We start from the raw sequence: 20856 nt of genomic DNA on the forward strand, positions 1-20856 counted from the left end.
GCACCGTGAACCTGCGTTTCCAGGAACTCGACTGGCGGCCAACGCCCATGGGCGTGATCAGCCTGCGGGTCCGATGGGACCCGATGGCCAAGGCCGAGGTCCACGAGATCAAACTCGACGACGACTTCCTCATGTCCAGCCTGTTCGTCCAAGGCGAGATCGACGTGGCCAGACTCGCCCTCACCGAACTCCACCGCCGTCCCGTCCCGGACGGCGGCTACGACGTGGTGGTCGGCGGGTTGGGGCTCGGCCACACCGCCCTGACCGTGCTCGACGACCCCGATGTGCGCTCGCTGGTCGTGGTCGAGGCGCTGCCCGAGGTCGTGGCCTGGCACGAGGCCGAACTCATCCCGGCGGGAAAGCGGCTCACCGCAGACCCCCGCTGCCACCTGGCCCAGGGCGACTTCTTCGCGCTCGCCGCAGGGGAGGATCTGGACCAGCGGAACCCAGGCCGCCGTTTCCATGCCGTGGTCGTGGACATCGACCACTCACCCCGCCACCTGCTCAACCCCGCGCACGCGCCCTTCTACGAGCCCGACGGGGTCCGCCGTCTCCTCGGGCACCTGCACCCCGGCGGGGTCTTCGCCCTGTGGTCCAACGACCCACCGGACGAGGAGTACACGGAGGTGCTGCGCCAGTGCTTCACGGACGTGCGCGCCGAGGTGGTCAGCTTCCCCAACCCCTACCAGGAGCATCCGGCCACCAACACCGTCTACCTGGCCACGGCACCCGTACCGGGCTGAGAACCACGACTTCGGGGGACCAGGATGTTCGAGGGGCTACGTGACGGGCTCAGGCGAGCTCGTCAGCGGCGGGGTTTCGAGCGCGAGACCGTCGTCCTCATCCTCAAGTGCACGGTGGCCGCGACCCTGGCCTGGGTGGTGGGCACCCTGCTCGGTGCTTCGTCGCAGGTCGGCTTCGCGCCCTTCACCGCGCTCCTCGTGGTCCGGCCGAGCGTGTACGGGTCGGTGCTCCAGTCCGGCCGCTACGTCGCGGCGGTCTTCGCGGGTGCGCTGCTGGCCGGGCTGGTCGGGCTCACGACCGGTGCCCAGCTGTGGACGTTCGCCCTGCTGCTCCTGGTCGCGCTGGCCGCCGGGCAGGCGCGCTTCTTCGGCACGCAGGGCACCCAGCTCCCCGTGGTCGCGGCCTTCGCTCTCGCGGGAGGTACGGCGGAGAACCCCGAAGACCTCGGCTACCTCCTGCTGATGGTCTGCGTCGGCGCCGTCTGCGCGCTGGCCACCAACACGGTGTTCGCGCCGGCGATCCGGTTCCGGGACGCGGAGAACGCGGTCCTGGACCTCGCCGACAGCCTGCGTTCCCTGACCGGCGAGATGGCCCAGGGCCTGCGCGAGGGGCGGGAGGGCTTGGACCTGGACCACTGGGGGAGGGCCAGTGAGGGGTTCGACGGTTCCGTACGCAACGCCCAGGAGGCGGTCCGGCGCCAGGAGGACCGGACCCGGCTCAACCCGCGGCGCCTCGTGCCCGGCAAGCATCTCGACCCCGGGGCCCTGGACACCTACCGGGACTGGATCGCCGCCCTGAGCCGGGCCTCCCGGCACATGCAGTCCATCGTCCGGACCCTGCGCACCACCACGCGCCAGGGCTCGCGCTACTCCGGGCCCGACGACGCCTTCCTGCGTGAGTTCGCCCCGCTGGTCGAGCGCGCCTCGGAGATCTTCGGGGCCGTGCACGACCATGAGGAGCCCGAACGCGGCTCCGCCTCCGAGGAGTTGTGCGGGCGGGTCCAGGACGCACTGCGCCAGGTGGACGAGGAGCGCACCAGGATGCGTGAGCGCTGGGACGACGAGAACTGGCCGGTCTACAGCGGCCTGCTCACCGACGTCGAGCGGCTCTTCGAGGAGATCGACCAGGGCTACGAGAACAGCACGCGCGCGGATCGCGATTGAGCGGGCGAAGTCGAGGGCGACCCGCGGATGACGGGGGTACGCGCGTACCGAGTGGGCAGGGGTTGGGCATGGAAAGGACACCGGCACACACTCGGACGCACACGTACACCACCAGAACCCTCGCCCTCCTGGGTGCCGCGCTTCTCGCGAGTGCCTGTTCGACGCCCGAGGCCAACGGCGTGGGATCGGGGGAGAACACCGAACCCGGCGGTGGTTCGGCCGGGGCCGGAGCCCTCGACCTGGGCCAGCCCGAGGACCTGGCCACCGGCTTCGACGTGCCGTGGGGGATCGATTTCCTCCCCGACGGTTCCGCGCTGGTGGCCCAACGGGACTCCGCGGTGGTCGCCCGCGTGGCTCCGGACGGTCAGACCTCGGAGGCGGGCACGATCGAGGGGGTGGCGCACGGCGGCGAGGGCGGTCTCCTCGGCCTGGCCGTGGACCCGGAGTTCCCGGAGGAGCCCTACGTGTACGTCTACTACACGACCGACTCCGACAACCGGGTCAGCCGGGTGGAGTACGACGGCGAAGCCGACTCCCTCGGTGACCCGGAGGTGATCCTGGACGGCATCCCGGCGGCCAACACCCACAACGGCGGGCGGATCGAGTTCGGCCCGGACGGATACCTGTACGCGGCCACGGGGGACGCCCAGATCCCGGACAGCTCCCAGGACACCGACTCCCTGGCCGGGAAGATCCTGCGGATGACCACCACCGGCGACCCGGCGCCGGACAACCCCTTCGACAACTACGCCTACAGCTACGGCCACCGCAACGTGCAGGGTCTGGCCTGGGACGAGGCGGAGAACCTGTACGCGACCGAGTTCGGCCAGGACCTCCTGGACGAGGTCAACCTGATCGAGCCGGGCAACAACTACGGCTGGCCCGAGGTGGAGGGCCCGGGCGGCGGTGACGAGTACACGGACCCGCTGATCACCTGGGAGCCCGCCGAGGCCTCGCCGAGCGGTGCGGCCATCGCCGGTGACTCGCTGTACGTGGCCTCGCTGCGCGGCGCGCGGCTGTGGGAGATTCCGTTGAACGGCGACGGCACGGTGGGTGAGCCCGAGGCCCGCTTCGTCGACGAGTTCGGCCGCCTGCGCACGGTGGTCACCGCCCCGGACGGCGACGCCCTGTGGCTGAGCACGAGCAACCTCGACGCCTGGGGTTCTCCGGCCGATGACGACGACCGCGTCATGAGCGTCCCGCTGGAGTGAGCCGTGGGGACGGTCCACTGGAGTGACCCTGGAGCTGTGCTCGCCGGAACGGTCCGTGCCGGAGTTCGATTCAGCCGAGCAGCCCGCGGGGGATGACCTCCTCGGTGAGGACGCGGCGGATCTCGTCGTCCTCACCGGGGTGCCCCGGGTGCTCGGAGGCGGCCCGCAGTTGACCGCGGACCGCCGCCACGACCTCGTCGCTGAGCAGGGCCCCGGCCAGCTGGGCGGGCTCGACCGCCTCGCGCCAGCGGCGCAGCGCGTCCAGGCGGCCGTGCTCCACGGACTCGCGGGTCAGGTGGAACAGGCCGTCCACGTTGCGCTCGTAGGACTCCTCGTCCAGCAGGTCCACGTCGACGACCGTCACCGGCTGGGGCGCGCCGCCGCCGGGGTCGGGGCGCAGGTGGTAGACCCGCCAGACCCGTCCGTTGGTGAGGAAGATCCAGTCCGCGCCCTCGTCGACGGCCAACCGCCGGGCCATCTGGATATTGCGCAGGTCCAGGTCCTGACCGATCCGGCGCACCTCGATCGGGGCGAAGAGCTCGCCCTCCAGGACGATCGCGTAGTCGATCGAGTCCCCGCTGGTGCGGTACTCCGTGGTCAGGTCCTGGAACTTGCTGAAGTTCAGGCCGACGCTGAAGAAGTCAGCGACCAGCATGCGGGTGTCACCGTCGTTGGCGTCGCGTTCGGCGAGATCGGCCAGCGGGCCGGAGAACCGGTCGATCGCGGAGGCCACCCGGCCTCTGACCGAGGTCTCCCAGGTCACCGTGGTCGTGAACTGGCCTGTCCGGGCCATGACCTGGGTCTCTTCAGCGTCCATGCCGTCCGTTTCCGTGTCTGGGGCAGCCCCGTCGCACGGCTTTCTCCGGGACCGGGGAACACGCGGACGAGGGGGAGAATCCGCCTCAGATGCTACCGCTCCGACGCGCGAACCCCACCGCCGAGGGGGTTCTCGGGCAGGGACGGGAGCGCCTGTTCGGCGGATCGGGCCGCGGCCAGGAGCAGGGCGTCCTCGTGGTGCCGCGCGACCAGGTGCAGTCCGACGGGCAGACCGTCCGGGGTGAGCCCGGCGGGGAGGCTCAGGGCCGGGTGGCCGGTGAGGTTGAACAGCCAGGTGAAGCCCACGCTCATCACCTCGCCCGGCCCGGAGTGCGGGTGGGGCGGGTTGGGGGTCGCGGGTGTGGCGAGCAGGTCCGCGGCGGCGAAGAGCTCCGCCAGCGCGGAGAGGTTGTCCACACCGACGTCGGTTTGGCTGCCGGGTGAGTTCTGTTCCCTTCGGGAGAGCCAGGACTCCGCGGGGTCGGTGAGCGCGAGCCGGGGCTCCGACAGCGTCACGCCGCACGTCCGGGCCCAGCGCCGCAGCGCCCGTTCCGCGACCGCCACCACCTCCGGGTCCGGCCGGTTGAACCCCAGAGTGGGGGACCATGCGACGCGCACGTGTGCGGGTGCCGCCGCAGACGCGCCGCCGAGGACGGTACTCCGGTACAGCTCGAGGTCGGACACCGTGCGCGCGATCGGCCCGCCGACCGTCAGACCGGCGCGGTCGCGGGCCGGGAGCAGGCCCGTGGTCGGCTTGTAACCGAGGACCCCGCACCAGGCCGCGGGGATGCGGGTGGACCCGGCGCCGTCGCTCGCGGTCGCCAACGGCACCACCCCGGTGGCCACGGCGACGGCGGAACCGGCCGAGGAACCGCCCGGAACCCGGTCCGCCCGCCAGGGGTTGAGCGTGGGGCCCCCGTCCGTGTGCCCCCAGGTCTTCCACCGCGTCCCCGGCGCCGGCACCGACGTGGCGCCGATGGGCACCGCACCGGCGGCGATCAAGCGTCGGGCCTGGTGCGATGCGGTCCCCTCCGCGGCCTTCACCGCGAGCGGAACCCCGGCCAGCGGCAGGCGGGCCCCGTCGGCGACCCGGGCGTCCACCTCAGCCGCGCGGTCCAGTGCCGACCCCGGCCAGAGCTCGACGAAGGCGCGCAGATGCCTGATCCGGTGGGCGTCGGTTAGCGCCGCACGGACGGTCTCCACCGCGCTCGCCACGGCCCGCGTCACCCGATCGGCTGTCTCAACCGCGGTCCGCGGTGGTGTGTTCCCCATCCGGCCGAGGCTAGATCACGCTCGCCCGAGGCCCTCGCGGTGACTCCGGGGGTCCAGGGTGCGGGTGGAGTCGCAGGCGTCGCGGACGGCCGGGTCGTGGGTGGCGATCACCACCGCGCAGCCCTCGCGGCTCAGCTGGCGCAACGTATCCACCACCATGGCGCCGTTGTCGCTGTCCAGGGCTCCGGTGGGTTCGTCGGCCAGCACCAGTGACGGCCGTTTGACGATGAGCCGGGCCAGGGCCACGCGCTGCTGTTCGCCGCCGGACAGGTGGTGGACCCTCTCCCGCTCCCGCCCGGCCAGGCCGACGCGGGCGAGGGCCTCGGCGTGGCTTGGTGGGCGGGCGCCGCGCCGACGGGCCACGTCGAGGTTGGCCCGGACCGTGGCGTTCTCGATCAGGGCGTAGTCCTGGAAGAGGTAGCCCAGGTGGTCGCGGCGGAAGCGGCGCCGGCGCCCCGGACCCAGGCGGGTGAGGTCCGTGCTCTGGAACAGGATCTGCCCGGAGGTGGGCCGGTCCAGTAGACCCATGCAGTTGAGCAGGGTGGTCTTGCCCGATCCGCTGGTGCCGACCAGTGCGAGCATACGGCCGGGTTCGACGGTCAGGTCGAGGTCCCGCCACAGGACGCGGGGGCCGAAGGACTTGGTGATTTTCCTCAGAGTGATCACGGTGCTCCTTGGTGCTTCTCTGCTCCGGGGCGGGTCAGGCCCGGCTGGCGCCCTCACGGATCACGCGTCGGTGAAAGTACGCGAGCGCGCCCAGGGTGAGGGTGAGCGAGGCCAGGGCGATCCCCGCCGCGTGGACGGGTTCGGCCCCGGTGGTGGTCCAGGCGGTCCAGCCCACGAACGCCGCCGCGATGGCCGCCTCGGTGGTCAGTAGCCGCCGGTGCGTGGCCGGGAAGCCCCAGCCGCTGAGGTGGCGGGCGAAGATCTCCTGTGCCCGGGTGCGCACGTGCACCACGCACGCGGCGACGGCGGTCAGCAGGAGCACGGTGCCCGCGCCGAACAGGTTGAACAGTTCGGCGCGCAGCGCGTGCACGGTGCGGGCGTGGGCCGTGCGCGCACTGGTGCTGAGGGGCTCGACCATGGAGATGTAGCGGGACGCCTCCGGGCTCCGGGTCCGGAACGCCTCCACCACACCCGGATCGGGGAAGACCGTCTGCCGCCCGGACAGGTGGTTCACGTAGCCGCTGTCGGACAGGACCGCCCCGTTGGGCAGGGCGATCACCACGGGTTCGTACAGCAGGGGCAGGGCCGCGCCGAGACGTTCCCCGGCGCCGTAGGTGAACAGGCTCTGGCCGTCGGCCGCGGGTCGGACCGTCACCTCGGGGACGCTCCCGGGGGCGCTGTTGGCGCTGAGCCACCCGGTCACCCCTTCGGTGAACGGTTCGGCGTGCTCTGCGGCCGAGGCGGGCAGGAGGACGCGTACGGCCCGGTCCGGACCGTACCGTTCCCCGGCGGGGGAGAGGAGTTCCTCCTCGACCAGGTAGGTGTCGTTGACCAGAAGGATGGGGTTTTCCGGGGCGGGGTCTTCCGGGGCGGGCACGTCCGGTTCGGCGGGTGCGGCCGGAAGGAGTTCGGCGGGGTGCAGCTGGGCAGCCAGCACCAGGTCGCCGTCGGTGTCGGCCTGCCGCAGCCACGGGCCGAGTTCGTCGTCCACCGCCCCCTCGTCCGCCCAGCCGTAGTGGGCGCTCAGCGCGGGGCGCGAGGTCTGGCCGTACCGTTCGAAGACCTGGAGGCCGACGTGCTGGTCCCGGACGTCCTGGGCGGTGGCCACCACACTGCCCAGGAGCGTGAGTGTCAGGAACAGCACCGGGACGCGGACCAGGTGGACGGAGACGGTGGTGCCGCGCACGGGCAGGCGCCCTTTGAGCGCGGGCAGGATTTGGGTGGTGTGCACCAGGGCGAGGCACAGCGCGTGCGTGGTCAGGCACGCGACGGCGAGCAGGGCGAGGAACAGCAGGGCCAGACCGGTGTAGAGGCCGAGCTGGTTCCAGCCGTTGTAACCGCCGAGGAGGACCAGCACGGCGGCGGCCGAGACGGGCAGCACCACCGCCCACAGGCGCAGGACTCCGGCCAGTTCTCCGGCGAGGACGCCCGGGTAGGAACGGCCGTGCAGACGCCGGACGGCGTGGTCGCGGGCGGAGAGCAGGACGCCCGCGCCGGTGGCGGTGACGGTGGTGAACAGGGCGACGGCCACGAGGTGGAGCAGGTGGCCGCCGGTGAGGAAGTGCCACAGTCGGGTGGTCTGGCTGCCGGGGGCCTCGAACAGGCCGTGCTCGGCGAGAGCGGCGCGCAGGGCCTGCTCGGCCTCGGGGCCGCCGAACACCAGGTAGTACCCGTTGGGGCCGACGTCGCCGAACTCCGGCATCGGATGGGTCTGGACGGTGAAGGCACGGCCGAAGGAGGGGTAGCCCTCGTCCAGCCAGCGGGCGTACCGGGAGTCGGGGTCGGAGACCGCCAGGTACAGGTGGGCCAGCGACGAGGGGTCGTTGACGTCGAGGACGCTGTAGCCGATGGCGGTGCGGTGGGTGTCGGCGACCTCCTGTACGGCACGCGCGACCTCGTCGGTGTCGTGGGTGCCGTCGTTCTCGGTGATCCAGACCAGGGCGGAGTCCTCGAGCACGTGGACGGTCTGTTCTGCGGTGGCGGCGAGGAGGAAGGCGAGCAGCGCGGCGAACGCGGCACACGCGGTGTAGGCGAAGCGGAGGGTGCGGTTCGGCACCTGGTGCGGTCCTGTCAGGGAGGGGCGGACCCGGGGCCGGGAGCGGGCGGGCCGACGGGTCCACCGGACGGACGCCTATCAGCAGCTGTTACGCCAGTACTGCTGGTTGTTGGCCCTGGCTCGCGAGGCCTCGGCCCTGGCCCAGATCCCGGCGGGGGCGCTGACCCGCTCGGTGTGGGTGCCCACGGCGGTGGCTCCGTGGCATGTGTTCGGATGGTGGTAGTTCGAGCGGACGAAACCCTGCCCCGGGACGCCGGTGAGGCTGCGCTCCCACACCCCGCCGCCGACATGGGAGGTCTGGGCGAGGGCGGGCGCGGCGGTCCCGAGGATGACCGCGGCCGCGATGACGACGGTCGTGATCGCCGTGACGAGGGCGGTCATGACGGTGGTCGTGGCTGTCGTGGAGGTGCGCTGGAGGGGGTCGAGGGTCTTCACGGGGGCTCCCGGATCTAGCAGCTGTTGCGCCAGTAGCTCTGGTTGTTCGCGTTGGCGCGCGGCGCGGCGGCTTTCGCCCACTGCCCGGCGTCCCTGTTCACCCGGACGGTGCGCGTACCCACCGCGGTGGCGCCGTGGCAGGCGGAGCCGTGGCGGTAGTGGGAGAAGACCTCGCCGACCCCGGGGGCTCCGGTGACACCCCGGAACCATTCACCGCCGCCGACGAAGGAATGCCCGGCCGAGGCGGTTCCCGCTGCCGCGAAGGTGAGAACGGCGGCCGTGATTCCGGCGATCGAAATACGCTTGAGGGTTTTCACGGTGACTCCTTTCCCGAATGCGCTAGCAGCCGTTGCGGTAGTAGGTCTGGTTGTTGGTCCAGGCCTTGGGCGCACTGGCGTAGGAGGTGAGTCCGGGCGCGGTGTTCCTGGAGCGGTCGGTGTAGGCGCCCACCGCGGTCGACCCGTGGCAGTTACGCGCGTGGTAGTAGTTCGAGTAGACGCTGCTGGAAGTGGTTCCGTGGTACCAGGTGCCGCCCCCGACCTGGGTGCCGGCGAGCGCCGTCCCGACGGTCCCCGCGGTGAGGCCGGCGGCGAGAAGCACGGTGGCGACGCAGCGTTTGGCTACTTCGTTCATACGAGATCCCTTGCCCGAATCTTCTCCGTGAACAGATTTCAGAGGGGAAACGCGAGCCGCGTCACCCCTCTGAAAGCCAGTACTACATCGCCTTTCTGTCGCCCATCTCGGATGTGGCCGCATCCGGACACGATCCGGAAAGGCGCATCATTATGAGTTATGGGTCAGTGGAATGTACTCATTAGTCATTATTTATCGGGGCGTTCAGGCCCGGCCGTAGACACTGACGTGCATGGGGCTCCGCTCGGTGAACGGCTCACCGTTCCACCCGCCCCACCGGTCGACGAGCCGCAGCCCGGCCAGCCGTGCCATGAGGTCCATCTCCGAGGGCCAGATCAGGCGGCAGGAGATCGGGGCGAGCCTGATGCCTTCGGCGCCGATCCGCACGTGGTTCTCGTCGAGCAGCTGTGTGACCTGGTCGTACTGGTTCACGTCGAGGGTCACCGAGCCCGGGGTGATGCGCTCGACGTTGACGAACTGGTCACCCTTGATCCACTGCCAGGGCGGTGCCGCCTCGACCACGAACACCCCGCCCTCGTCCAGATGGCGGGCGGCGTTGCGGAAGCACTCCACCTGGCCGTCCTGGCCGAGGATGTTGTAGACGGTGTTGTAGACCAGGTAAACGAGCGGATAGGTCCGACCGGTGGTCTCGGTCGCCATGTCACCGACGATCACCTCCAGGTCCGCGCCCTCCGGTTTCTCGCGCAGCCCGGACACCATGTCCGGTGAGAGCTCGATGCCGTCGACCCGTACACCGTGCCGCCCGAGCGCAAGCGCGATCCGTCCGGTCCCGATCGCGAACTCCAACGCCGATCCGTCAGCGCCCGCGTACTCCGCCAGGAAGGCGGCCGTGGCCTCCTCGTCACCGCGCTGGTGCTTGTCGTACTGCTCGGCCAAGTCCGGCCCGTAACTCTTCAGGGGGTGGTAGTCGTCCATGGTCCGCCAGCCTCCAGCAGACCTTCCAGGGCGGCAACCGGTTTTCCGGTACGGCCAGCTCGGAGCGGTTCGCCCGCATCGACACACGTCAGAATCGCACTCACCCTTTCGGGCGGCTCTGGGTGATGATGGAGGTTCGGCTGTGACCAGGGGGGTGCTTGCGGTGGCGCTGCGGACCATGGTGATCTCGGGTGCGGTCGGTACCGCCCTGTTCCTCGTCTTGATCACCCTGGCCATCGACCCACAGCTACGGCAGGACGTCATGTACGGCGGGGGTTATCGGCTCTTCGTCTCCTGGGGCCCGGCGGTGGCCGCGGGGGTCCTCGCCGGCCTCCTGGCCGTGTACTTCGGTCGGCGGCGCGAACTCGACACCAGGGTCAGGCAGGCCCTCACGACACAACCCGTCCACCGCCAGCTGGTCTGGCTGGGCTGCTGTCTCGTCGCCTGCGTCGTGGCCATAGCAGGCCTTTACTGGGTACTCAGCGCCCTCGGCCCGGGAGCGGACGCGAGCACGACCGCCCCGATCTCCTTGGTCCCGCGGGTGCTTTTCTTCCTTGCCCTCCCGGCGATCGCGATCGACCGCCTGATCACCATCCTCCGAGCCGAGGGCACCGGTCTGTCCGAGATCGCCATGAAGGTCACCGAACCCTGGCGCTGGCTCGGCCTCACCCCGGTCCTGCTGGCGATCGTGCTCGTGTCCTTCCTGCTCGCCCCGTTCCGGGTCGGCTGGCCACCAGCGGTGCTCGTGGTCGGGGTACTCGGGGTCTTCCTGGTGGCCGCGCTCTGTGAGGAGGCCTTCTTCCGGGTCATGGTCCAGACCCGCCTGGAACTGCTCTGGGGCAGGTGGGCGGGGATCATCACCACGTCCCTGTTGTTCGCCCTGTTCTACGCGCTCATCCAGCCCTACCTGGTCCTCATCCCCCTGCCCGGTGACACCTTCGTCCACCACCTCGGGATGGCCCTGCTCATCTACACCCCCATCGGCCTGCTGTGCGGCTACCTCTGGGCCTGCTACCGCAACATCTGGCTCAACACCCTCCTGAGAACGGGCCTGTTCCTCCTCGCCTACCCGCCCCCCGGTCAGTAACGGCAGTCAGACGATCGGACAGGGAGGGCCCTTCCCGGAATCGTCGCGGGAAGGGCCGGTCGCTTGAGGCGGCGCTCGGTGTCCGGGCGTCCATCGTCCGCTGTCGCGCAGGCTTCGGAACATGCCGAAACAGTTCGGGGCGGCACAGGGCACACCGCTCTTCAGAGGTCGACTGAGGCAGCCCTCGCGCACCCGCGGAACAGTGAGTGCGCAAGGCCCCGCCTACCCGCACGGCGCTGCTGGTGCGGGCTCAGGCCCTTGCCCCGGGATCAGCGGGCGGGTTTCATCTCAGGTCTGGGGCGGGCCGGCGGCACGCAGCTCCTCGTTGATGCGCTGGGCCTCCTCGAGCTGATCCTCGAGGATGATGATGCGGCATGCGGACTCGATCGGTGTGCCTTCGTCCACGAGCTCGCGGGCGCGGGCGGCGATCCTGAGCTGGTAGCGGGAGTAGCGGCGGTGACCGCCCTCCGAACGCAGGGGCTTGATGAGTTTGGCCTCTCCCAGTGCGCGCAGGAAGGCCGGCGTGGTGCCGATCATCTCCGCTGCGGCGCCCACGGTGTAGGCGGGGTAGTCGTCATCGTCGAACCGATTGCCGGTTTCGGGACGGGGCAAGTGCGTGTCCTTCTTCTCCTGAACGCACGTCGAGGGCCCCAGCGCCGTACGGCGCTGGGGCCCGAGAGTTCAATACCACCTACCGGCAGCTGCCGGTCTTCCGCTTCCCGAAGTTGAGCTAGAACGGGATCGCGGGGATCGCGGTTGTGTGACCGTGGACCACCTTCTTCCGAACCGGGGCCTGCGGTACCCGAGCGGAACTTCTCCTCGCTCAGGCGATCCTGATGGCATTTACTCCTCTCGCTTCTCACTTCGTGCACTGCTTTCGACTACGGTCCTACCGGCCCCCGACGCTGAACAACCGTGCGCCGGTCGAGCCCTACCGCGTCCTTCTTCCTGCTGCGGTCTTCCCTGTGCGAGCGGAAGGCCGGTACTGCGTTACTGCGGGTACTGCTGGACTTCTGTACTGCGGTCCTACCGGCTCCCGGTGTCTTGAAGCACGTGCACACCGTCGAGCCGTCCTGCTTTTTTCCTGCGTGGTGTTCCCTGTGCGAGCGGAGCACCGGTACTGCGGGTACTGCTGAACTTCTGTACTGCGGTCCTGCCGGCTCTCGGCGCCGTACAGCAATGCGCGCCGGGCGAGCCGTCCTGCGTGGTGTTCCCTGTGCGAGCGGAGCACCGGTACTGCGGTCCTACCGGCTCCCGGTGTCTTGAAGCACGTGCACACCGTCGAGCCGTCCTGCTCTACTTCCTGCTGTGGTCTTCCCTGTGCGAGCGGAAGGCCGGTACTGCGTTACTGCGGGTACTGCTGGACTTCTGTACTGCGGTCCTGCCGGCTCTCGGCGCCGTACAGCAATGCGCGCCGGGCGAGCCGTCCTGCTCCCCACCGGCGTATCCGGTGGCCTAGCCGTGTATCTCGGTGGCTACGACAGAAAATGTAGCAGCACGAAGTAGCCATGTCTACTGTGGCCGCTACAAGTTTCCGGTAGTCGCTGAGGGTGGTTCTTCCGAGGCCGGGCCCGACCCGCCGCTCTGCACCCCTGCGTCCCCGTCCACGCCGTGCCACCCGGAACCGGAGGCCCCGGCAGCGCCGCCCGGGAACACCGGAACCACCCTGATCCCGCCGACCCGAGCAGGTCGGACAGCCGGTTCAGCGTCGAACCCCCGTTTTACGCCCGGTAGGAGGGCAACGTCCGGGCACTGCCTCAACAGACGTACCGGGGAGGGGCAGGAACCATCGCGGGAGGTTGGCGCACTCCTGCACCGAGAAACCGGCCGGGGTCTGGACGGGACGCCGTGCGCCTTCGCCCAGACCCCGGCCGGGGTTTCGGGATGGTTCCCGCCGCTACGGGTCAGCCGCAGACGGCTCCGTTGAGGGTGAACCTTTCCGGTACGGCGTTGGCGGCCCCGGCGGGAAGCGTGCCGATGAAGCCGAAGGTCGCCTCGCCGTCGGGTGCGATGGCCGCGTTCCACTCGGCGTCGCCCGCGGTCACCGCGTGTCCGGACTGGGTGAGCACGCCGCTCCAGTGGCGGTCCAGGCTCTGCGCCCCGGGGAAGGACCACGTCACCTCCCAGCCCTCGACCCGCACGTCCCCGGTGTTGCGTACGGTGACCTGGGTGTTGAAGCGCCCGGTCCACTCACCGTGCACCACGTAGTCGACCTCGCAGGAGGCCGTAGCCGGGGAGGAGGCGTCGCCCTGGTCCGTCACGAACGCGGACACCCAGGCCAGCGTGGAGTTCCAGTTGATGGTCAGCTCGTTGGTCGCCCACGAGTCGATGTGGTCGATGTAGCAGAACTGGGGAGCGCATCCCTCGAGGTTGGCCTGTGCCACGGGGTCCCAGGTTCCGGTGTCGGAATTGGGTCCGCCGGACAACGTGCCCGCGGGCGGGTTGGGCAGGGCCGGGTCGAGCTGGTTGGCGTACCAGCGGCTGTGCTGGTTGACCGCGTCGTTGGTGCCGTATCCGGTCACGTAGGACTGGTTCAGGGCGTTGCGGCCGAGAATGTAGTCCATGCCCTCCAGCACCGCGTCGCGCAAGCGCGGCTCACCGGTGAGGTCGTATGCGGTGGCGATCACCACCAGGTTGTTGAGCACGAGGTTGTTGGAGCCCCAGGCGAAGACGCCGTCGTCCGGAGCGTAGGCCAGACCGTAGGGGTGCTCCTCGACATTGGCCAGGTACTGCTCGGCCCCTTCGACGACCGAGGCGCGGACCTCGTCGCGGTCGGGGAGGCCGTTGGGAAGGGCAGCCAATTGGAGGCGGCCCAGCGGGGCGGTCCAGCGCCAGTCGAAGCCGGAAGCGGTGAAGACGTCCTCTGTGTGCATCGGCGAGGAGGTCACCGCCTCCTCGTAGGTTCCGGCCCCGGTGGCCAGGTACAGCTCCGCAGCGGCCCAGTAGAACTCGTCGACCAGGGTGTCGTCGTCATAGGGGCCGCCGCCCTCGCCGCCCGCGGCCGCGTACCGCTCGGGATTGGCTACGGCCGCCTCCCAGGCGGTCTCCGCGGCGGTCAGGCACTCGGCCGCGAACTCGGTGTCGTAAGGGGCGAATACCCGGGAGCACTGGGCCGCGGTCGCGGCCAGGTTCAGCGTGGCAGCCGTCGACGGCGGGTGCAGGTACCGGGGCTGGGGGTCGTCGGCGGGCATCATGGGCAGGCCGGTCCAGCGCTCGTCGTGAACCTTGTGGTGCGCCATACCCGCGAGCTGCTCACCCTCGGGAACCTGCATGGACAGGAGGAACTCCATCTGCCAGCGGGCCTCGTCCAGAACGTCCGGGACACCGTTGCCGCGCTCCGGGATCGCCAGGGAGGAGTCCGACACCCGGTCGGGGTTCCCGGTGGGCGCGGTGTGCGCGCGCTCGTAGACACTCATCATCTGGTGCACCGAAATACCGCCGTTGACCACGTACTTGCCGTGGTCGCCCGCGTCGTACCAGCCGCCGGACACGTCCAGGGCGTAGTCGCACGGCTCGGAGTGGTGACAGGTGACCTCGGTGTCGCCCTGGTTGGGCGCGACCCCCACGTGCCCGGCCTCGCGGCCGTAACCGGGGGCGATATCGTCGAGGATCTCGATGCCGCTGCGCTGGGTGTAGTAGAACTCCAGGGCGTCGGTGGCCAGCTCCGCGTAGGGGTCGGCACTGATCGCGAAGGGGTGACTGGTTTCCCCGTCCGCGGTCAGCGTGTAGCCCTGTCCCGCCTGGGTGACGCCGCCGAAGTCCACGGTGTGCACGTTCTGGCCGGACGAGGCGTCCAGGCCGTAGGGAACGGTGTCGCCTTCGGCCACGACCGCGCCGTCGGCGTCGGTCAGCTCCCAGGGCAGGGACTCATCCGAGTCGGTGACCACGGTGGCGTTCTTGGGGCCGTGGGGGAGGTAGCCCACCTGGTTGACCCGTACCCGGGGCCCGGTGTCGGGCTGGTAGACCGGGGGCTCCGCCCCGCCGAGCAGCGACACGTCGTCCAGACAGAAGACCCAGTCCTCGGCGGCGCCGCCGATCTGGAAAGCGACCTGGGCGTCGTCCATGTCGGCCGAGGAGGTGAAGACGTACTCGTGGGAGGAGGTCTCCGCGGTGAGCACCGGTCGTTCGTCCAGCTGGGTCCGCCAGGGATCGACGGGTTCCTGGATCAGGGCGCGGACGGGGCGTTCGGCACCGGAGGCGGTGAAGGAGAAGGCGTAGGACTCCCCGGACACCAGGGGAATGTCGTTCTGCCCGATGATCTGGTCCCAGGGGTCGCCGGTACCTCCTGGGACGTCCACGCACAGGACGCCCTCGTCGGTGACGGCCAGATCCAGTCCCGCACTGGCCCACCAGCCGGTCGTTCCGTCGGAGAAGTCGCCGTTGGTGATCTGTTCGACGGGTTCGTCGTCGGCCTGTACCGGGGGTGCCGCGAGGAGACTCGCACCTAGAGCGGCTGCTGCGCCGAGCGCCGTCATCCTTGTTCTGCGTGCCGGGTTCACGGGGGTCCTTCCGCTTGGGGGTGAGCGGTCGGAAGCGCTGGGAGCGCTCCCAAAAGTATCACCATTGTTGTGTCCTGGGTCACCTCTGTCAACGGGTGCAATCGGAGGTTTCACAAGAGAGGGCCGTGTTCTGCCCCGGGTGGGGCGCGGACGGACCCGACCCGGGGGAACAAGTCCCGGGTGATGATCTCAGCGGGTTCGGTTGCCGATGCCGTCGAGCTTGCGTTCCCCTGGACGGCGGGAACGCCCGGAGGTTGCTCGTGGGGTGCTCGCTCAGTTCCAGGAGGTGTTCGAGCTGGGTGCGCGTCACCTTGTTGCCGCAGTTCTGGCAGGTGAGGCTGGGTCCGTCGATCATCCACCACATCTGCAAACCAGACGTATGACGGGAGCCGGGTGCGTCATCCGCCGCCCTGTGCACCTGCTGGTGCACCCTGAACGCGAAAACGGCCCCTGGCGTGCGAAGGGTTTTCGCAGGCCAGGGGCCGTCTTTCGTATGGAGCGGATGACGGGAATCGAACCGCCCACCGTCAGGGTGCTGACCTGCCCAAACGCGAGAATCCGCAGGCAGTGGCGCTGTCCATCACTCTGTTGCTCCTGGTTCCCCCACGTTGCGCTGGCCCCCGTGCACCCGGCGGGTGCACGGGGGCGCTGCCGTGGTGCACCCTCACGGGTGCACCGTGGGTTGGATCGAACGCCGCCCGGGCGCCGCGCGGAGCGGGAAGGTGGGGAACGGGGCCCAGTCGAGTCATCAGCTTGGGATGCCGAGAACGCCATTTGTGGCTGACCTGGCGCGTCGCCTAACTGCGCTTACGCTGCCCGTCAGGTCATTCACTTGTGCGTGCAGGTCGGACGGCCGGTCCCTGAGCCGCTGCGGTGCACTCCAGGCGGTGGTAGGCCTGCGGGGGTGGAGCCGGGCCCAGTTTCTGTCCTGAGTGCGATGGCCTCCTCAAGGACGGCAGTCGCCTTCGGGCCTACGTCAACGACTTGACCCGGGGGCCTGGGGCGCTGGATGCGAGCCAGGTCAGTGGTCATTGGATGTGGCAGCTCGTAGGGGAAACCATCCGGCTGGAACTCGTGACCGGAGGTACGCAGTTCTAGCCGGGATGTACCGCATGCAGTAACCACGGAATCGAGCAGAGGCGCCCGGGAGTGCTGGTGACGGTGACCCATGACAGTCGCACTCCGCTACTGGGTGCTTCGGGACCTGAGCACGTCATCAGCCGATTTCTTCCGAACGGCAACCGTTCGTCTCTGTGCCGCGTCATGATGCCAAGTAGTACGGCCATCGGCCGCGCTCAGGTCCGGGTGGCAGTCCGCAGCCCGAGCAGTGGCCGTAGGCTTCTGTGACGGTGCTTGCGCAGTCTCCTTAAATGTAAAGAAGATGGATTTATGTACGAAGTATATAAAGCGCCCGATAGGCTAAAAGTCGAGCTATCTGGAGCGGTTCTCTACAGGGAGGACTTGAAGGATATTTGCTCTATTATTTCACAATCTGACGCGGAGGATTTTCAGCTTGAGCTCAGATCTGGGGAGAGCTGGGGTAAATTTAGCACTCCCGGAGGTCTTTCTGATGATTCATTAAAGATGAAATTAGATGCTGTCAAAATGAGCTCCCGGGTCGGAGAATCGACGATCAAGGTCACGATTGGTCTGGGTTCGTCGTTTGTGGAAGTTGAGAATCCAACTTCTGTGACACAGGGAATGGCCCATGTGGTTAAAGAGCTATGCGAAGAAAGGAAGCATGTTCTTCGCCCGCTTCTGGCAGTCGGTATTGTCTTTTTCGGAACCATTGCTGTCTACAGAATTGGCGGTTTTATCCCGACGGGGTTTATGCCGAATTTCACAGCGGAGTGGATGTCTCCGATTAGCGATGATTCATTCCAGGAAGAGGGTCTGCGTCAATCGTTGATGATTGCTTATCTGATTGGCTCGATGTTGGCCATAAGAAAAAAGAAGTTTACGAACAAATTTGATCTCTTTAACTGGACCAAGAGCGAGTCCGAACTTTTTCGAGATAAGGTCCGAGTGAACTGGAGCGTAGGGCTCTTTTGGGCAGCTGTGGGTGCATTTATCGGCTTCCTGTTGGGTCAGATATTTGTGTCTTAGGCCTCATCTCAAAAGCCCTGCGGGGTGCCCCTGTGCCTGGCATGATCACGTGCTGTGAATGATGTGTTGTCTGATGGGCCCTGGGAGATCGTTCGGCCGCTGCTACCTTCGGCCTCGAAGACCGGCCACCCCGTGTGGACCAGGGGGACGTGTTGACCACGGTGATGTTCGTCCAGGCCTCCGGCTGCTTCTGGGAGAAGGCCGACGGTTGACATTGATCGTTTATCATGCTGTGCGCGATGATCGTTCTAGGCGCTAGCTTTTGGCATGGATGCTATTAATATAAATTTTTTGGGGAATTTTGATCTTTCTGGTGTAGTATTTGGTTTTCATTCGTCTTGGAAAATCCAGGATATTTCTAGGGTGATGGTGTGAGTACACAATGGAAGATCCACGGCGAGAAGCTGGTGGACGAGAACCGGCACATCCGACTGTCTACGGTCGACATCACTCTTCCGGACGGGGTGTCCTTCACGCAGTACGTCGTGGCCATGCCCCCGGCCGCGATGACGCTGGTGGTCAACGACCAGCGCGAAGCGCTCCTGATGCGGCGGCACCGGTTCATCATCGACCGGTGGGTGTGGGAGCTGCCGGGCGGCTACGTGGACGGCGCGGAGGACATCGAGGCCGCAGCCGCCCGTGAGGTCGAGGAGGAGACCGGGTGGCGGCCTCGCTCGATGGAGCACATGGTGACCTTCCAACCCGCGATCGGGTCGGTGGACCAACCCCAGATCATCTACCTGGCCCGCGGCGCTGACCTGACCGACACCCCTCCGGACATCAACGAGGCACAGGAGATCCGCTGGTGGTCTCTGGAAGAGGCCGTGAAGATGATCGACCGCGGCGAGATCGTCGGTGCCTCCACGGTCGTCGCCGTGTACCGGGCGCTCACCCTGGTGTGACAGCTTCCCTCGCGCGCACGGTGAACTCCTCGACAGTGGGCGAGCTTTCATGGACACGGAGCCGGTGGCCCAAGCGGCGTAGGTAGGACAGGGCTCGGCGGGACTGCAACCCCTCGACCAGATCAAGGGCCTGGCCACCTATTCGGACGGCTTCTTCGGGTTCGCTGGGGGCATGAGCGGTGGCGAGCATCAGCAGATTGAACGTGCGGCCGCGAACGTAGTCGGTGTTCATCTCCAGAGAGCGTTCGGCATACGCGGCGGTCTGAGTGTCGTCGTTCAGGGCGAGGAAGCAGTGGGCGACCTTCGCCGCGAGGTAGGCCTCGTCGAAGTAGGCCAGCCAGTCCGGGGGGTCGGGGGCCTCGGCCTCGAATGCCTTCACCCCAGCGCGCAGGGAAGCCGAGGTCGCCCGGTGATCGGCTAGGCCCGCGTGGCCGTGAGCTTCGATGAGGTGGCACTCGGCCATGAGCGCTGTGAGCCCGGTGCGGGTGGCTGCGGACTGGGCTGCCCGCGCCAGATCCACCGCTTCAGCTGATCGGCCGATGTAGGTGGCCTGGTGGCCCATGGCGGCGAGGATCTCCGCACACAGGCCATCGTCCTGCGCGGTCTTGGCCATGCGTAGCGCTTGCACCAGGTACCGCTGGGCCAGGCCGTGCTGCTCGCAGTCGTAGGCCATCCACCCCACGGCCTTGGTGAGTTCGGCCGCCGCTGAGAACAGCTCACGCCCGATCTCCTCGGTGTAGGTGCCGTGGAGGAGCGGGGTGACGTTGGCGTCGAGGTACTGCACGACGGTGCTGCGGATGCGACCCCCGCCCACGCGGTTGTCGAGGTCGCGGAAGGCCCGGGTCATTTGTCGAATGGCGGCGATCTCAGGGCGTCCGACCCGGGTTCGGCCCCGGTGCGCGGGGCCCGGGGAGGGCGGATGGGTGAGCCAGCGGGTGGTGGCGCTCGGGTAAGCGGCCGGCGAGTATCCGCCGAGCAGCACACGGCGGCGTTCGACGTCGGCCCGGTACAGCTGCCCAGCGGTGGAGATACCCGTTGTCCAGGAGAGCGGGAACTCCAGGGTGCGCTCGTCTCCGCCGGGTAGGCCGCACTCTTCAGGACTGACGGACCGTCCCAGGGCCTCGGAGAGAACTCCGGAGATCAGCGCGGGAACCGGTTGTTGTGGACGTTCCCCTTCCAACCAGCGGCGCACGCTGTTGTGGTCGTAGGACAGTGAGAGCCCCAGCTCACCACCGCGCGAGACCACTCTGCGGGCGAGGCCTTTGGCGGGCATGCCTGACTCGTCCAGGAGCTGCGCGAGTTGGGTGTTCGGCTGTTTGGGGGTGCGCGGCACGGCGTCTCCACAGTGTTTCCGCGGTGTCCGGGGGAGTGCAGTGTGGCACGCCCCCGGCCTGCGGGGAACGAAGTCGCGAAAACGCACGCCCCCTGTGCACTCCTTCAGCTTGGGCTCACGCACGAACCCCGAGGCCGCGCCTTCCCGGCACAGGCTCCCCGACGAGACGGTGGGATCTGCCCGAAGCCGCAGAAGAGGAAAGGGAACAGGCATGACGACCACACTCGCCCCGTTCAAGGTGGAGCTGCCCGACCACCGCTTCGACCCCCGCTGGGAACGCCTGCCCGGAATCACGGTGGACGGCCCCACTCTCAGCGTGCAGCCCGAGGACTACTTCTTCCGCCTGGAGTCCACCGGCTGGCGCGTCATCGACTGGCAGACCGTCACCGACCGGATGCTGCCCCTGGAGGAGTCCTCCGATGAAGCCCTCGAACAGAAGGCGCTGCGGTTCATCGAAGACCACGTCCGCATCACCCACGACCCCGCCGAGGTCCTGGGGATCGCCTGGAGGGTCTACAGCTACCTCTTCCGCACCGAACACCTGCCCACCCTGGACGTCCCCGGGATCACCGCCGAACACCTGAAGATCCTGGCGGAGGTCTCCACCCTCACCGCGCTCAACAAGGTCGACGCAGACGGCCGGATCTCCGTGGTCGGCCCCGCCTGGTTCTTTGGGGACACCGCACGCGTGGTCTACGACCTGGACGAACCCACCGTGCAGGCCCTGGACGAGGTCTTCCACGGCGGCCTGTTCAACGAGAACCGCAGGATCGAGTCGATCAAGGCCCACACCGCCCTGGGCGGTCGGCTCGTGCACGGCTGCCAGTCCACCCCCTCCCAGAAGGGCGGCGTGGTCGCCTCCTACGGAACCCCCATGGGCCGCTTCCGTGACGAACTCGCCCAGTTCCGCGACCAGTGGATCCAGGCCGTGCGCTCCTACGGCTCCACCACCTGAACACCCAGGCCCGCCGGGGCCCGCACGGCCCCGGCACTTCGA

General features: G+C 68.5%; 19 protein-coding genes. 7 read left to right on the top strand and 12 right to left on the bottom strand.

The window, feature by feature from the left end:
• Positions 1-5: 5 nt before the first annotated feature.
• From NE857_RS02510 to NE857_RS02520, 3 genes are all read left to right on the top strand, one after another.
• Entirely contained in the window at positions 6-743 is a 738-nt protein-coding gene (locus tag NE857_RS02510) for a polyamine aminopropyltransferase (RefSeq protein ID WP_254419605.1), read from the top strand.
• 24 nt (positions 744-767) lie between these two features.
• Entirely contained in the window at positions 768-1907 is a 1140-nt protein-coding gene (locus tag NE857_RS02515) for an FUSC family protein (RefSeq protein WP_254419606.1), read from the top strand.
• A gap of 68 nt (positions 1908-1975) precedes the next feature.
• Entirely contained in the window at positions 1976-3118 is a 1143-nt protein-coding gene (locus tag NE857_RS02520; protein WP_254419607.1) for a PQQ-dependent sugar dehydrogenase, read from the top strand.
• 70 nt (positions 3119-3188) lie between these two features.
• Here the strand turns inward: NE857_RS02520 and NE857_RS02525 are convergent, their stop codons facing one another.
• From NE857_RS02525 to NE857_RS02560, 8 genes are all read right to left on the bottom strand, one after another.
• The gene (locus NE857_RS02525) at positions 3189-3935 is read right to left on the bottom strand and encodes a hypothetical protein (RefSeq protein WP_254419608.1); all 747 of its coding nucleotides are present in this window, start codon (positions 3933-3935) and stop codon (positions 3189-3191) included.
• A 92-nt stretch (positions 3936-4027) separates the two neighbouring features.
• Positions 4028-5206: an amidase gene (locus NE857_RS02530; RefSeq protein ID WP_254419609.1), complete on the bottom strand. Its 1179-nt coding sequence runs from the start codon at positions 5204-5206 to the stop codon at positions 4028-4030.
• Positions 5207-5221: 15 nt separating this feature from the next.
• Complete coding sequence (locus NE857_RS02535; protein ID WP_254419610.1) at positions 5222-5872, bottom strand: ABC transporter ATP-binding protein; 651 nt, start codon at positions 5870-5872, stop codon at positions 5222-5224.
• 34 nt (positions 5873-5906) lie between these two features.
• On the bottom strand, positions 5907-7928 hold the full coding sequence (locus NE857_RS02540) for a bacteriocin-associated integral membrane family protein (RefSeq protein ID WP_254419611.1): 2022 nt from the start codon (positions 7926-7928) through the stop codon (positions 5907-5909).
• Between the two features lie 78 nt (positions 7929-8006).
• Positions 8007-8363: a lactococcin 972 family bacteriocin gene (locus tag NE857_RS02545; RefSeq protein WP_425572092.1), complete on the bottom strand. Its 357-nt coding sequence runs from the start codon at positions 8361-8363 to the stop codon at positions 8007-8009.
• A gap of 14 nt (positions 8364-8377) precedes the next feature.
• Entirely contained in the window at positions 8378-8680 is a 303-nt protein-coding gene (locus NE857_RS02550) for a lactococcin 972 family bacteriocin (RefSeq protein ID WP_254419612.1), read from the bottom strand.
• A 22-nt stretch (positions 8681-8702) separates the two neighbouring features.
• The gene (locus NE857_RS02555; RefSeq protein ID WP_254419613.1) at positions 8703-8996 is read right to left on the bottom strand and encodes a lactococcin 972 family bacteriocin; all 294 of its coding nucleotides are present in this window, start codon (positions 8994-8996) and stop codon (positions 8703-8705) included.
• Between the two features lie 204 nt (positions 8997-9200).
• Positions 9201-9932 (bottom strand): class I SAM-dependent DNA methyltransferase, encoded by a 732-nt coding sequence (locus NE857_RS02560; protein WP_254419614.1) that lies wholly within the window; start codon positions 9930-9932, stop codon positions 9201-9203.
• Positions 9933-10074: 142 nt separating this feature from the next.
• On the opposite strand from NE857_RS02560, the gene NE857_RS02565 reads away from it, so the two are divergent.
• The gene (locus tag NE857_RS02565) at positions 10075-11019 is read left to right on the top strand and encodes a CPBP family intramembrane glutamic endopeptidase (RefSeq protein ID WP_254419615.1); all 945 of its coding nucleotides are present in this window, start codon (positions 10075-10077) and stop codon (positions 11017-11019) included.
• A 288-nt stretch (positions 11020-11307) separates the two neighbouring features.
• On the opposite strand, the gene NE857_RS02570 is transcribed toward NE857_RS02565, so the two are convergent.
• The 3 genes from NE857_RS02570 to NE857_RS02580 form a co-directional block, all read right to left on the bottom strand.
• Positions 11308-11631 (bottom strand): MerR family transcriptional regulator, encoded by a 324-nt coding sequence (locus NE857_RS02570; protein ID WP_017579127.1) that lies wholly within the window; start codon positions 11629-11631, stop codon positions 11308-11310.
• 1292 nt (positions 11632-12923) lie between these two features.
• Positions 12924-15494 carry a glycoside hydrolase family 9 protein gene (locus NE857_RS02575; RefSeq protein WP_254419616.1) on the bottom strand — a complete coding sequence of 857 codons (2571 nt, stop codon included), beginning with the start codon at positions 15492-15494 and terminating at the stop codon, positions 12924-12926.
• 112 nt (positions 15495-15606) lie between these two features.
• Positions 15607-15948 (bottom strand): Scr1 family TA system antitoxin-like transcriptional regulator, encoded by a 342-nt coding sequence (locus NE857_RS02580; RefSeq protein WP_344011402.1) that lies wholly within the window; start codon positions 15946-15948, stop codon positions 15607-15609.
• A gap of 959 nt (positions 15949-16907) precedes the next feature.
• Here NE857_RS02580 and NE857_RS02585 point away from each other — a divergent pair.
• Together NE857_RS02585 and NE857_RS02590 are read left to right on the top strand one after the other, a co-directional pair.
• On the top strand, positions 16908-17624 hold the full coding sequence (locus NE857_RS02585; protein WP_254419618.1) for a hypothetical protein: 717 nt from the start codon (positions 16908-16910) through the stop codon (positions 17622-17624).
• Positions 17625-17995: 371 nt separating this feature from the next.
• On the top strand, positions 17996-18526 hold the full coding sequence (locus tag NE857_RS02590; protein ID WP_254419619.1) for an NUDIX hydrolase: 531 nt from the start codon (positions 17996-17998) through the stop codon (positions 18524-18526).
• On the opposite strand, the gene NE857_RS02595 is transcribed toward NE857_RS02590, so the two are convergent.
• Positions 18513-19859: an NsdA family TPR-like regulatory protein gene (locus tag NE857_RS02595; RefSeq protein ID WP_254419620.1), complete on the bottom strand. Its 1347-nt coding sequence runs from the start codon at positions 19857-19859 to the stop codon at positions 18513-18515. The two genes, NE857_RS02590 and NE857_RS02595, sit on opposite strands and share 14 nt — an antisense overlap.
• A 211-nt stretch (positions 19860-20070) precedes the next feature.
• Between NE857_RS02595 and NE857_RS02600 the strand changes: the two genes are divergently transcribed.
• Entirely contained in the window at positions 20071-20814 is a 744-nt protein-coding gene (locus NE857_RS02600; protein ID WP_254419621.1) for a hypothetical protein, read from the top strand.
• Positions 20815-20856 lie beyond the last annotated feature (42 nt).

The organism is Nocardiopsis exhalans, assembly GCF_024134545.1.
Lineage (GTDB): Bacteria > Actinomycetota > Actinomycetes > Streptosporangiales > Streptosporangiaceae > Nocardiopsis > Nocardiopsis exhalans.

What these genes read in the sequence shown, in the direction of transcription:
- NE857_RS02515 (WP_254419606.1), top strand. Translation starts at nt 768, where the DNA reads ATGTTCGAGGGGCTACGTGACGGGCTCAGGCGAGCTCGTCAGCGGCGG.
- NE857_RS02520 (WP_254419607.1), top strand. Translation starts at nt 1,976, where the DNA reads ATGGAAAGGACACCGGCACACACTCGGACGCACACGTACACCACCAGA.
- NE857_RS02525 (WP_254419608.1), bottom strand. Translation starts at nt 3,935, where the DNA reads ATGGACGCTGAAGAGACCCAGGTCATGGCCCGGACAGGCCAGTTCACG.
- NE857_RS02530 (WP_254419609.1), bottom strand. Translation starts at nt 5,206, where the DNA reads ATGGGGAACACACCACCGCGGACCGCGGTTGAGACAGCCGATCGGGTG.
- NE857_RS02555 (WP_254419613.1), bottom strand. Translation starts at nt 8,996, where the DNA reads ATGAACGAAGTAGCCAAACGCTGCGTCGCCACCGTGCTTCTCGCCGCC.
- NE857_RS02560 (WP_254419614.1), bottom strand. Translation starts at nt 9,932, where the DNA reads ATGGACGACTACCACCCCCTGAAGAGTTACGGGCCGGACTTGGCCGAG.
- NE857_RS02575 (WP_254419616.1), bottom strand. Translation starts at nt 15,494, where the DNA reads ATGACGGCGCTCGGCGCAGCAGCCGCTCTAGGTGCGAGTCTCCTCGCG.
- NE857_RS02585 (WP_254419618.1), top strand. Translation starts at nt 16,908, where the DNA reads ATGTACGAAGTATATAAAGCGCCCGATAGGCTAAAAGTCGAGCTATCT.
- NE857_RS02600 (WP_254419621.1), top strand. Translation starts at nt 20,071, where the DNA reads ATGACGACCACACTCGCCCCGTTCAAGGTGGAGCTGCCCGACCACCGC.